Below are 12,528 nucleotides of genomic sequence, written 5' to 3' on the forward strand. Positions count from 1 at the left end.
CTGTGCCGGAGAATTCCGCCGAGGTGTCCCAACCGGCCATGTCCGGCCCCGTGTTGGCCGATTCCCCGCGGTTCCGGGCCAGGCGGGCGCGCACCCGGCACGGGAACGTGTGCGCCAGCGACTTCATCGTGCACCTCGCCTGGGCCCCTCGGGCGCCTCCGCCTAGACTTCCCGCCATGGACGACACCCCGCTGGACCGGCTCGGCGCAGGCAAATACCTGCTGCTCACCAGCTACCGCAAGAACGGCACCGCGGTGGCCACCCCCGTCTGGGTGGTCCGCGACGAGGAGGCGCTCGGCGTGTGGTCGGTCGCCGACTCCTGGAAGGTGAAGCGGATCCGAGCTCGCGCGGATGTCCTCGTCGGCCCTTGCGATGTGCGTGGCAATCCGACCGGTGACCAGATCCCGGCCAGCGCGGAGATCTGCGACGCGCAGACCACGGCCCGCTACCGGCAGCTCCTGTCCCGCAAGTACGGGATCCTCGGCCGGCTCACCCTGCTCGGCAGCAGGCTGCGCCGGGGGCTGGACGGAACGGTCGGGATCCGTGTGACGCTGTGAAGAACGGGGCCCGGCCGAACCGGGCCCCGCTCAAGAGGTCGATCACGAACCGTCGTACGGGACGGCTTCTGCCGCCGGCCGTACGACGCCGGTTCACGGCCGGTCGAGCACCGTCCCCGTCAGCACCGGCTTGTCGGGCAGCGGGTTGTCGTAGTAGTCGGTGAGCATGAGGCGCATCGACTCGGTCGGCTCCGCCACCTGGTCGCGGACGGTCGGCACGACGAAGTCGATGCCGCTGCTGCCGGCCGGGATGTTCAGCCATACCCACAGGCTCGCGGAGGACAGCGGCCGCTCGGGGTCGGGCAGGTCACCGGACGTGTCCGTCAGCCACTGCGGGTCGACGTCCTTGGTGGACAGCTCGGTGCCCTCGGTGACCGGGACCACCAGTACGGGCTGTGAGATGTCCACGGACGCGGGTTTGTCGAAGGACAGCCGCCAGGTCAGCGACTCTCCCTCGGTCACCCGGTCCGCGACCGGAGTCATGGTGACCACCGGCTCCGGATCGTCGTTCTCGACGGTGACCCCGCCCCGGACCTGGCCGATGACCGCGTTGTGGACGGCCTTGACGGCGATGTCGTGGTCCACGTCGTCGCCGTAGGACGTGTCGCCCTTCACCTTCACCGGCACGTCGATCGCGTCGCTTCCCGGCCGTACGGTCACGACGCTGTTCCGGGTCGGGCCGCCGGCCGGGTCGAGGACGTACACGCGGACCTGGCCGCTGCCGTGCCCGGAGGTCCTGACCGGGATCCGGTAGGTGCGGGTGCCCGAGTCGCCCTCCTTGACGGTCGTGCGCCCCACGTCGACCCGTGGCAGCGCGGCCGCCTTCACTGCGGGAGTGCCCGGTGCCCAGCCCCAGGCGTCCATGAGCCAGGCCTGTCCCGACCGTGAACGGGGTGTCAGCTCAAGGGACTTGACGTGCCTGAGGTCGAGCCCGGCCCGGGTGGCCGCTGTCAGCGGGACACGCAGTTCCTGCGCCCAGTAGGACGCGGTGTTCGCGGAGCCCGGCAGTCCCGCCACCTCGGCCCGGCCCAGCGTGGCCCGGCGCCCCGAGGCGTCGGTGACGGACACGTCGAACTTGGTGCCGGTCGTGTTCGGCGGTACGAAGACCCGCAGGGCGAGCTTCTGGGAGCCCCGCAGCGAGAGCGGCCGGGCCGCGGTGACGCGTGCGGCCGTACCCGGCGCGGACCACTTCAGGGCCACCGCGCTGCGACCCGTCTCCTGCCCGGTCTCCCATGACGCGAAGTGCGGTGACGAGCCGGGGGTCTCCGGGTCCAGACAGGCAACGGCCGGGTCCGGGTCGACCGCCGAACACACTCGGGCACCGGTCACCTTCGCCCCGCCGTCCGGCAGGAAACCGCCACTGCGGCGACCGCCGACGGCGTGGGTCAATACCCGGGCCGGGTCGGCGGACGGGGCCCGCTTGCCGGAACCGTCGAGCAGCGGACGGGCCCGGTCGTCGCCGGCGAGGAAGAGCCTGGCCGCGGTGGCGATGTACGTGGCGCCCGCCTTGTGCTGCTGGGCGGCGGTCAGCCGGGTCGCGGCACCCGGCGAGCACACCGGGTCCGGCTGCTCCGGTTCGGCGTAGAAGTCGTCCTCGGACGGCGCCTCGGCCTCGCCCGGGGTCCACTCACTGTTGAAGTAGTTGTGGTTGGCGCCGACCACGTAGACCGCGCTGTGCAGCGCGGCACCCTGGCTGATCCCGCGCGTCCCGTCGACGAACGTCTCACCCTGGAGGTCGGACACGTCTCCGTCGCAGCCCGGCAGGAGCGTCACGGACGGCACGTCGGCGACCGGATTCTGGCCGAAGATCGTCGGTCCGATGAGTACCGTCCCGCGCACCTTCCAGCGCACCGGGCCCCGATAGCCGTCCTCGGCGGCCGGCGGCGGGTAGAGGCTGTCCATGGCGGCCCGGTTGACGCCCTCGCCGCCGCGTGAGTGGCCGACGAGCAGGACCTTGGAGAGGTCCGCCTTCGGTGCCTCGCGTACGACGGCCGGAGCGGTGGAGGGGTGGGCGGCCCAGTCGGCCCAGTGGGCGAGGTGCCGGCGCACCAGCGAGGAGCGCGCCTGGGCGCCGGCGTCCTCGGGCTTCCAGTCCTGGGCGTTGATGCCGTTCGCCGAGATCGACACCGTCACGTAGCCCTGGGAGGCCAGCAGTTGCTGGTCACGCAGATATCCCAGGTAGCTCGGGATCGGCTTGTAGCCGGCTGCGCAGGGCCAGTCGAGGGTCACGTCGTCCTCGGTGCCCGGCTTGTAGCAGGTGGCGTGACGGCCGTGCAGGAACAGTGCGAGCGGCCGGCTGCCGGTGGCTCCCTTCGGGGCCACGACCTCGGCGCGCATCTCGACCGGGGTGGCGAACCCTGGCAGGCGCACCGGGGCGAGGTCGTACTCCCCGGTGACCGTGCGGTACGAGCCGGGCCTGCCCGGATCAACGCTGTTCGCGGGCATCCGGGCAGGGACACGTGCCCCGCTCAGGCCGCGTTCGGTCGTGTCGTCGGCCGCCGCGTCCAACCGCCGCCCCGCGGCCGTCACCTGCAGGTCCGCCAGCCGAGCGGGACGTGCCTCGTCGAGGGCGAGCCGGAAGGTCCGCCCGTCGTTCGCCGGCTTCGGCACCCCGAGCAGCCGGTCCCCGGTGCGGAACTCGACGCGCGCGTCCCCGATGGGCACCGGTCTCGGCGCACGCCATACCAGCTGACGCGTCCCGCTCCGCCCGTCGATCCGCCACCCCGGCGGAAGCCCGCTGTCGTCCGTCGCGCTCAACACTCCCGCGTGAGCCGGCTGTTCAGCCTGTGCCAGTCCGGGCGAGCCCGCAAGGGCCGCCAGCACCGCCACGGCGGTCACACATATTCGCCGGGCACGGATCAATGGTTCTCTCCTCAAAACCCCATGCGCGGACGTCCCGTCTGTACCGGGCGTCTCTCGCGTCACGTAGGACGGGAGAGGTGTGTCTGTGGGTTGTCTGTGCGCAGGACAGGCCGCGCCCCGAACGACGTGATCAAGCCAGCGCGTTCACGGGGACTGGTGCATCACCGGACGGGGGAAGCGCTGTCCATGAGCCGAACTCCCCACCTCCGCGCGGCCGTCGTCGGTACCGGCCACCGCGCCCAGTTGTTCACCCGGGCCCTCGCCGCCCGCCCCGGACACCGCGTCGTCGCCCTGTGCGATCCCAGCCCCGCCCGCATGGCCTTCCACAACCGGCTGCTCACCGAGGCCGGTGAACCCACCGCCGGCCAGTGGGAGCCCGAGCGCTTCGCCGACCTGCTCGCCGCAGGGGACATCGACGAGGTCGTCGTCACCACTGTCGACGCCGAGCACGACCGCTACATCGTCCCCGCCCTCCAGGCGGGCTGCCGGGTGGTCACGGAGAAGCCGATGACCGTCGACGCGGAACGCTGCGCGCGCATCCTGGACACGGTCCGCGACACCGGCAACTCCCTCACGGTCGCCTTCAACTACCGGTTCAACCCGGTGCACGAGAAGGTCCGCGCCCTGCTCGCCGACGGCGCGATCGGCGAGATCCTCTCGGTCCACTTCGAATGGCTCCTCGACACCCGGCACGGAGCGGACTACTTCCGCCGCTGGCACCGCGAGAAGCGGTACAGCGGCGGCCTGATGGTCCACAAGTCGAGCCACCACTTCGACCTGGTCAACTGGTGGCTCGACGACGAGCCGCAGGACGTCTTCGGCTACGGCCGGCTCGGCTTCTACGGCCGTGAGGCGGGCGAACGCCACGGTCTGCGCCGCGACTACACCCGCGCCCACGGCGCCGGCCCGGCCGCCGACGACCCCTTCGCCCTCGACCTCGCGGCCGACGACACCCTGCGTGCCCTGTATCTGGACGCCGAGCAGGACGACGGCTACCTCCGCGACCGCAACGTCTTCGACGGGCCCGTCACCATCGAGGACGACATGGCGCTCCTCGTCCGCCACACCCGCGGCGCGACGATGACGTACCACCTCACCGCCTACTCCCCGTGGGAGGGCTACCGGGTCATGTTCAACGGCAGCGCGGGCCGCCTGGAACTGGAAGTGGAGGAAAGCCGCTGGCAGGCACCCCTGACCAGGATCACTTCGGCGAGCGGCGCGTTGCACGGCGACACCGCGGCCGATCACGCGGGCGGCGCGCGTCTGACCCTGCGCCCCCTGTGGCAGCCCCCGGTCGACGTGCCGCTCGTCACCGCCCACGAGGCGCACGGCGGGGGAGACCCGCGCATGCTCGACGCGCTCTTCGGGCCCGTGGACCCGCCGGCGCCTTCCGGGAGTACGGACGCCGGTGCCGCCACCCATCCCACGGCCACCGAACGGGACGGTGCCCTGGCGCTCGGCGTGGGTCTCGCCGCCAACCGGTGCTTCGAGACCGGGCAGCCGGTCAGGGTGCGGGACCTGATACCCGGGGCGTGGTGAGCGGGGCGCGGTGAGCGGCGAAGTCCCGCAACCCCGAACGGAGTCGGTGATCCGTCAGCTCCAGGCGCGGTAGGGCTCGTCGAGCAGCTGGAAGACCGGCTCGGCGCGGACCGGGTCCTTGGCCGTCGACATCCGCACCCGGTCACCGCTGTGGATCGCGGCAGGCGGACCCATGACCCGGCCCCGGACGACGAAGCCCTCGGCCAGCTCGATCAGCGACACGTTGCGCGCGCCGGGGGTGTTGCGGTTCACCACCGTGGAGTGGCGGACCGTGCCCACGCCCTCGCTGCGCTCCGTGCGCAGGTCGCCGCCCTGGCAGACCGGACACAGCAGGCGGTGGTACATCGTCGTCGCGCACCAGGTGCAGCGCTGGAACTGGATCGCGTTCGTGGCCGGAGCGACGGGATCGAGCACGCCCGTCCCGGAGCCGACTGCCGGACGAGCAATGCTTCCTGAGTGGTGGTACACGCTGGTCAACTCCCTGCGCTCGGCCGGAAACCTCCGTGCGCGGGACACCGGGCACGGATGTGCGCGGCTCCCTGTGCCACCGTGCACGGCGTCAGCGTATGGCACTCAGTGCCGGGAGTAAAGGTACTGGGTACCCTCATTTTCGGGCGGTGCGGCGTGGCACGCTCGGGCGCCGGGCCGGGGTGCGGCTCAGACGTCGTCGAGCGTGGACTCGATCTCCCGGACCACCCGCCACAGCGGGGCGCCGCGACGGGACACGATCACCACCACGTCCTCGGGCCGTTCGTCGGCGGCCGGCGCGGCAGCGTCCCCGAAGGCCGCCTGTACATAGCCGAGCGCGTGCTCCACCGCCTGATCGGCGTCCCCCTGACCGTCCGAGCGCAGCCAGGAACGCAGGGCGTTGTTGTGCGCGGCGGCCACGGCGGCGGCGATCACGTCGGCCCGGAGCGTCCCGTCGTGCAGGCCCTTCAGGCGTCCGCGCAGGTACTCGGCGAAGGAGCGCTCGTAGCGCCACACCACGGACAGCTCGTAGGCGCGCAGGCCGGGCACCTGTTTGGTGAGGCGGTAGCGCTGCACGGAGAAGGTCGGGTTCTCGGTGTACATCCGCAGGACCAGCCGCACCGCCTGGCAGACCCGTTCGAGCGGGTCGCACCCGGGATCGCTCGCGGCCAGGAAGGCCGTCATGTCGGTCAGGCAGCGCTCGTGGTCGGGGAAGACCACGTCCTCCTTGGAGGGGAAGTACCGGAAGAACGAGCGGCGTCCGACTCCGGCGAGCGCGACGATGTCGTCGACGGTGGTCTGCTCGTACCCCCGTTCCAGGAACAGCTGGAAGGCGGCCGCGACCAGCGCGTCCCGCATGGGGGGCTTAGTGGAGCTCATGGTCGCGAACGTAGCACCTGGACCACTCGCATGGCACTGGGTGCTGCCGAGCGAGGGAACTCAGTGCTTTTATTCCTGTTGTCCGGTCGGCGCTCCGCCGCATACGATCGGCGCCCCGCCCGCCGAGGAGCCCCGCATGCCCCGCCGCCCCGCTCTCCTGTACGTGACCGACCTGGCCTACCCCGCCCGCGGGCGCCGCTACTGCGACGAGGACATCGTCCTCACCTCGCGCCTCAGGGAGGAGTTCGACCTCGCCCTGTGCCACCCCCGGGACGCCGCCGCGCTGGCGGACGCCTTCGACGCCGTCGTCGTCCGCAACAGCGGGCCCGTCCTGGGCCACCAGGAGGCGTACGACGCGTTCCGCGAGCGCGCACTCCGCGTCGGCACGCGCGTCTACAACCCGCTCTCGGGCAAGGCCGACATGGCCGGCAAGCAGTACCTGCTCGACCTCACGGCCACGGGCCACCCCGTCATCCCCACGGTCGACCGCGCCGAGGACCTGCACCGGCTGCCCAGGGCGGACCGGTACGTCGTCAAGCCCAGGATCGGCGCCGACTCCATAGGCCTGCGGGTCGTGCCCGAGCACGAGGTGCGCGACCACATCGACGGGCACGTGCTCGTCCAGCCCTGCGTCGACTTCGCCTACGAGGTGTCCTTCTACTTCGTCGACCACGAGTTCCAGTACGCCCTGTACGCCCCGCACACCGACCGGCGCTGGGAACTGGAGCCGTACGAACCCACCCCGGACGACCTGGAGTTCGCCCAGCGCTTCATCGACTGGAACGCCCTCGGCCACGGCATCCAGCGCGTGGACGCCTGCCGGGCCCCGGGCGGCGAACTCCTGCTGGTCGAACTGGAGGACCTGAACCCGTACCTGTCCCTGGACGCCCTCGACGACCGGGGCAGGGACGCCTTCGTCAGCGCGATGAAGACCTCGCTGCACAGGTTCCTCGCCTCAGGGAGCACCGGAGGAGCTGCCTCCACACCCGCGAAGCGCTGAACTCCCGGCCCCGCGGCCCCGTATCTCTCTCCGGGGATCGGCACAGACCCCTGTGCACGGGACGGAAGGAGACCGGGATGCCCACGCCGTCCGACCGAGGGGTGCCGCCGGACAAGCGGCCCATCGAACCCATCGTGGTGCTGCGCCCGCGCCGCACCGACGCGCTCGCCGAACTGCTCAAGGACCTGCCGCCCCGAGGCGCCGTCGGCTACGAGTCCATCGCGCTGCCCGGCCCGCAGCCGGGAGCGGAGGACGCGACCGAGGAGCTGCCGCCCGTCAGGGACCGCGGCCGCGCCCGCGCCCGCGACATTCCCCGCGGACGGGTGCCGGGGCTGCGCCGAACGGCGATCGCGACGGCCGTTACCGCGGCCGCGGTGATCGGCTTCGGCTGTGCGCTGCTGTTCGTCGGGCGAGGAGAGAGCGCCGCCGAGGCCGCTCCCCAAGCCTCCGCCACCGCCCCCGCCCCCGCCTCGGTAGCCCCCACCCCCAGTCCGACCGCGTCCGGCGCCACCGACCCCGACGGCGCCGGCACCCTCCGCGAGGGGGCGAGCGGCCCCGAGGTGACCGACCTCCAGGAACGCCTGCTGCGCATACCTGACGTCTACGCCGGCGGATCGACGTCCGGCACCTACGACGCGGCCCTGACCGCGGCCGTGGCCCGCTTCCAGCTCTGGTACGGCATCCGTGGCGACGAGAGCGGTGTGTACGGGAACGACACCCGGCGTGACCTGGAGTCCCGTACGGGCGGCTGATCGAGGACGATGAAGGCATGGACGCCTTCCTCGACCGGCTCGACCCCGACATGTGCGTCGTCACCGCCGCATCCGCTGACGGCGACCGGGCGGGTTGTCTGGTCGGGTTCGCCTCCCAGTGCTCGATCCGGCCCGTGCGGTACGTCGTGTGGCTGTCGAAGGCCAACCGCACCTACCGGGTGGCCCGCACCGCGAGCCGTCTCGCCGTCCATCTGCTCACTCGCGAACAGCGCGGCCTCGCCGAACTGTTCGGAGGGGAGACGGGGGACCGGACGGACAAGTTCGCCCGGGCCCGCTGGCGGGAGGAGCCCGGCGGGGCCGTCGTACTGGAGGACGCGGCGGCCTGGTTCGTCGGTACGGTCGTCCTGCGCACGGACGGCGGCGACCATGTCGGGTTCGTCCTGGAACCGGAAACATGGGGCGAGCGTGAAGGCACCGACGGCACACGGCTGCTGCGGCTCTCCGACGCCACCTCGATCCCGCCCGGGCACCCGGCGGACTGAGCCCGGCCGGAGCACAGGAAGGGGGGCCGGGCGGTTCAGTCCGGCACGTCCGGCACCCGGATGTCCACGACGCAGACGTCGTCACGCCCGTCGCCGTCCAGCACCGAGGCCAGCAGCGGGGCCAGGGAGCCGGGATCGGTGCTGTGGTGGGCCGCGACGGCCGCGGCGAGCCGCTCCAGACCGGGATCGATGCCCTCCGAGGGCCGCTCGACCAGGCCGTCCGTGTAGAGCAGGACGCGATCGCCCGGTTCCAGGACGCAGCGTGCCTCCTCGAAGTCCGGATCGGAGCACGCCCCCAGCAGCATCCCGACCGGGCGGTCGAGATACTGCACCTGTCCGCCGCGCACCAGCAGCGGTGGCGGATGACCGGCCTGGGCCCACACCAGGCAGCGCTCGTCGGGGTCGTAGCGGGCCAGCACCATGGTCGCGGTGCCGTGCGAATCGCGTGAGTGCAACAGCAGGGTGTTGAGACGGGTCAGCGCCCCCGTCAGTGACGAACCGGTGATGACCATGCCCTTCGCGGTGAAGCGCAGTTGGGCCATCGTGGCCACGGCGTCGATGCCGTGCCCGGCGACATCACCGACCACGAACAGGGCGTCACCGTCGGGCAGTTCGATGGCGCTGAACCAGTCACCGCCGACGTGGATCCCCGACTCGGCCGGCAGATAGGCCACTTCCACCCGCAGTCCGGCGAGGTTCACCGGACGGGTGGGCAGGGGCAGAAGCGCGTGCTGGAGCCGGGCTGCCAGGGAGCGTTCCGCGCGCAGCACGCCGTGCTGGGTCACGATCGCCGCCTCGCTCTCGACGAGGGCGAGTTCGGCGCTGCGCTGCGCGGTGAGGTCCTGGACGAAGCCGTGCACTTCGACGGGTCTGTCCTCGGCGTCCGTCACCACCTCGGCGACCATCCGCAGATGACGGACCTCGGTCCCCGACCTGACCCGGAACGGGATGTCGAACTGCCGCCCCGTGCGCACGAGTTCGCGCACGGCCCGGGCCAGCATCGGAGCGTCCTCGGGCAGCGCGAGCTCCGGCAGGTCGGCGAGGCGGACCGGCCCCAGCGCGGGGTCCCGGTTCAGCACCAGGAAGGCCTGGGAGGACCAGCTGCCCTCGTCGGTGACCAGGTTCCAGCTCGCCCAGCCCAGGTTCCCCAACCGCTGTACGTCCGCCAGGCGCTGCTCCTGCCGGTCGGAGGAGTCCTGCCGGACCCAGGTGACGACCAGGGCACCGCCCAGCCGGGCCGAGTGCACCGCGTACGTGGACAGTTCGGCGGTGCCGTCCACGACCTCCTGGTGGGCGAAGGGCTCGCCCTCGAAGGGTTCCCCGGTGGTCAGGGTGCGCAGACAGCCCTGCCACAGTGCCTCGTCCGCCATGCTCGGGAAGCACTCCAAGATCCGCCGGCCGAGCAGCTGCCTGCCGGTGCGGCCGACGACGTCCACCGCTTGCCTGGTGGCGGCGTCGATGCGGTAGTCCTCGACCTCACCCGACGGGCCGCGCAGTGGTGTGAGCAGCATCGCCGAGCCCGGCAGCGAGTCGAAGACGGGTTGCGTGGCGGCGGCAGCGGCAGCTGTGCTGCGTTCCGGGCGGGTGCCGAGGGACCGCAGCCAGCCGGCGCACAGCCGGACGACGGCCGACAGGAGCTGCCGGACCCGTGGCGAGAACGGTCCGCTCCGGGTGCGCAGGATCCCGATGCATACCTCGGCCCCGTCGCCGGTCGGCACCGGCAGCCAGGCGCGGGACAGCCAGCGCTCGGGCGGGTCGCCGATGAGCAGGAACTTCTCCCGGTCGGTCGCGAAGTCCTCCAGCCAGTAGGGCTCCCGCGCGCGGAGAGCCTCAAGCGCGGTGATGCCACTCAGCGGGGGGACCTGGGCCCATTGGGTGGCCAGGGTGTCGTCGACGCCGGCGTGACCGATCAGTGAGAGTCCGCCCGTGGGCCGGGACCGGAAGATGAGGAGTGCGTCGGCGTCGACCTCCGCCGCGAGCTCCTCCAGCAGGCAGCCGGCCAGGTCGTGGGGTGAGACGACGTGCGCGAGGGACCTGCCGAGACGGGCGAGCACGGCGAAGCCGTCGTCCGTGTCGGAAGTGTCCCGGCCGGCGGCGACCGGCCGGACGGTCTGCGGACCGGCAGGTGCGGGGACGGCGGACAGGGGGGTGGCGGAAGGATCGGCGCCGGGCAGTGGGGGCACCAGGGAGCCGAGGGTGATCCAGCACTCCTCGATCAGGGTGCGGTTGGCGGCCTTGGCGCGCCGCTGCAGATCCTCACCCGCCGCGTCCGGAGTGCAGCCGCTGAGCGCCATGAGGACACCCTTGGCCCGCTCCAGTACCGCCTCGGTGGCGGCCTGGTCCCGCAACCGGTCCATTTCGGCACGTTGTCTGGCCACGACCTTGGCCAGCGCGGCCATGTCGGGCGTGGTACCGGCGGGCGAAAGGCCGGCGGGCTCGCTCGTCACGCGTCGAGCATCGCACATGGGACGCACGTCGATCACACCCTTGCGCACACGCCCCACACATCGGTGACACCGCCCGTTCATGGAACCGGAACGGCCACCGGTCCATGCTGCCTCAGCGGTCCGGCGGTGGGTACAGCCACCTCCGCAGCAGCCGGCTCAGCAGTGGCATCACCAGATAGGTCAGCACCGGCAGCAGCACCACCGGGAACACCGCGGCCCGCAGCGGCAGCGGCCAGGCCGCCGTGCGGGGCGCCGCCAGCCACTGGATCAGCAGCGTGCAGGGGAAGGCGCCGAGGAACGTGGTGAGCACCATCTTCCAGCGGACCGGGGACCGCACCGTGGTGCCGGGCAGGCTGAACCACGTCTCCAGCCCCGTGGTCGACTGCCGTTCGCTGCCGAGTTCCGCGGCGATGTCCTCGATCCGTGCGTGCCAGGCCGCCCGTTCCCCGGACTCCAGCCAGGCGGTGAGCCGATGCGCGTCGGACCAGCGCAGTACCACGTGGAAGCGGTGGCCGCCCTCGGGGCGGAGCCAGGACACCCCTTCGTTGCCGGGGAAGCGTCGTGCGCAGCGGGTGATGCCGTGCGTCCAGCGTTCGAAGTCGCGCTCCCGGCCAGGTCGCACCTCCCAGGTGAGAACCGTGGTGACCGGGTCGCCGCGCCGTACGTCGGTGGTGCTCATGCTCACCACGGGTCCCACGTACGGCGGGGATCATGCCCGCGCGGAAGTCAGCGGCCGTGGTGGTGGCCGACGAGGGCCTGGGTGACCTCGCGGACGCTGCGGGCGATGTGCTGGAGCTGGAGGAGTTCCGCCGCGTACAGCTTGATGGTGTGCTCGATGACCGACTCCGGCAGTCCGAGCGAGGGCAGGTCGGCCCGGGCGGTCTGGAGCGCGGTGCGGGCGACCCTGATCTCGTGCTGGACCTGGATCTGCGCGTGCCGGGCGAGGAGCACGGTGTGCCGCATCAGCGCCGGGTAGCCGGCGTATCGCGCAGGCACCAGTTCGCGCAGCCACTTGGCCGCGGAGCGCTCCCAGTCGTAGCTGCCGGGGGCCTTGACCTGGCAGGGCCAGTCCGGGCCGAGGCGGGTGGTGGTCCGCGTGGTCGTCAGGGGCATGGTCATCGCTTCCGGGTGTGCGGCGTCGTGCGGGTGGTCGACGGTTTGGGCGGCCCCGGTCTAGGGGATGACCGGGGCCGCCATGGGCTCGCGTGCAGGCGAGGCCCTACCGAACACCCCGGGCGCCGACGCGGGTAGGTGACGACGGCTCGGGATGTTCGTACAGGAGCCCTGGAAGGCGGTACGGGGCCTGCGCGGCGGATGGTGCAGCGTGCGCATGGGCGGTCCGTCGGCTTTCTCGGGCGGATGTGGAGATGGGGACAGGGGTGCGGAAAGGGTCCCGGTGGGGTTTCCGGGGTGATCCGTGAGCAGTATTTATATATGCCGTCCGCTTTGCAAGCGGTATGAAAACATTCAGGCGCGATTTGTTGTGGATGGTCCCGTTGTCGCACCGGCCGGCGGGCCGGC

At 72.0% G+C, this 12,528-nt stretch carries 11 protein-coding genes; 5 read left to right on the forward strand and 6 right to left on the reverse strand.

Going from position 1 to position 12,528, the window contains the following annotated elements; translation table 11 throughout:
- Window positions 1-176 precede the first annotated feature (176 nt).
- On the forward strand, window positions 177-557 hold the full coding sequence (locus tag OHT57_RS43700; RefSeq protein ID WP_328752521.1) for a PPOX class F420-dependent oxidoreductase: 381 nt from the start codon (window positions 177-179) through the stop codon (window positions 555-557).
- A gap of 93 nt (window positions 558-650) precedes the next feature.
- Here OHT57_RS43700 and OHT57_RS43705 read toward each other — a convergent pair whose 3' ends face one another.
- Entirely contained in the window at window positions 651-3,395 is a 2,745-nt protein-coding gene (locus OHT57_RS43705; protein ID WP_328752522.1) for a hypothetical protein, read from the reverse strand.
- Window positions 3,396-3,605: 210 nt separating this feature from the next.
- On the opposite strand from OHT57_RS43705, the gene OHT57_RS43710 reads away from it, so the two are divergent.
- The gene (locus tag OHT57_RS43710) at window positions 3,606-4,958 is read left to right on the forward strand and encodes a Gfo/Idh/MocA family protein (RefSeq protein WP_328752523.1); all 1,353 of its coding nucleotides are present in this window, start codon (window positions 3,606-3,608) and stop codon (window positions 4,956-4,958) included.
- Between the two features lie 54 nt (window positions 4,959-5,012).
- On the opposite strand, the gene OHT57_RS43715 is transcribed toward OHT57_RS43710, so the two are convergent.
- Both OHT57_RS43715 and OHT57_RS43720 read right to left on the reverse strand, forming a co-directional pair.
- Window positions 5,013-5,426, reverse strand: coding sequence for a Zn-ribbon domain-containing OB-fold protein (locus OHT57_RS43715; RefSeq protein ID WP_328752524.1), 414 nt, complete (start codon window positions 5,424-5,426; stop codon window positions 5,013-5,015).
- Between the two features lie 189 nt (window positions 5,427-5,615).
- Entirely contained in the window at window positions 5,616-6,305 is a 690-nt protein-coding gene (locus tag OHT57_RS43720) for a TetR family transcriptional regulator (protein WP_328752525.1), read from the reverse strand.
- Window positions 6,306-6,441: 136 nt separating this feature from the next.
- Here OHT57_RS43720 and OHT57_RS43725 point away from each other — a divergent pair, with 136 nt between their 5' ends.
- From OHT57_RS43725 to OHT57_RS43735, 3 genes are all read left to right on the forward strand, one after another.
- The gene (locus OHT57_RS43725; RefSeq protein ID WP_328752526.1) at window positions 6,442-7,305 is read left to right on the forward strand and encodes a hypothetical protein; all 864 of its coding nucleotides are present in this window, start codon (window positions 6,442-6,444) and stop codon (window positions 7,303-7,305) included.
- A gap of 77 nt (window positions 7,306-7,382) precedes the next feature.
- The gene (locus OHT57_RS43730; protein WP_328752527.1) at window positions 7,383-8,057 is read left to right on the forward strand and encodes a peptidoglycan-binding domain-containing protein; all 675 of its coding nucleotides are present in this window, start codon (window positions 7,383-7,385) and stop codon (window positions 8,055-8,057) included.
- 17 nt (window positions 8,058-8,074) lie between these two features.
- Window positions 8,075-8,560 (forward strand): flavin reductase family protein, encoded by a 486-nt coding sequence (locus tag OHT57_RS43735; protein ID WP_328752528.1) that lies wholly within the window; start codon window positions 8,075-8,077, stop codon window positions 8,558-8,560.
- A gap of 35 nt (window positions 8,561-8,595) precedes the next feature.
- Here the strand turns inward: OHT57_RS43735 and OHT57_RS43740 are convergent, their stop codons facing one another.
- The 3 genes from OHT57_RS43740 to OHT57_RS43750 form a co-directional block, all read right to left on the reverse strand.
- Window positions 8,596-10,959, reverse strand: a complete 2,364-nt coding sequence (locus OHT57_RS43740) for a SpoIIE family protein phosphatase (protein ID WP_328753500.1) — start codon at window positions 10,957-10,959, stop codon at window positions 8,596-8,598.
- Between the two features lie 160 nt (window positions 10,960-11,119).
- Window positions 11,120-11,686: an antibiotic biosynthesis monooxygenase gene (locus OHT57_RS43745; RefSeq protein WP_328752529.1), complete on the reverse strand. Its 567-nt coding sequence runs from the start codon at window positions 11,684-11,686 to the stop codon at window positions 11,120-11,122.
- 47 nt (window positions 11,687-11,733) lie between these two features.
- On the reverse strand, window positions 11,734-12,126 hold the full coding sequence (locus OHT57_RS43750) for a hypothetical protein (protein WP_328752530.1): 393 nt from the start codon (window positions 12,124-12,126) through the stop codon (window positions 11,734-11,736).
- Window positions 12,127-12,528: the final 402 nt, after the last annotated feature.

The organism is Streptomyces sp. NBC_00285 (assembly GCF_036174265.1).
Lineage (GTDB): Bacteria > Actinomycetota > Actinomycetes > Streptomycetales > Streptomycetaceae > Streptomyces.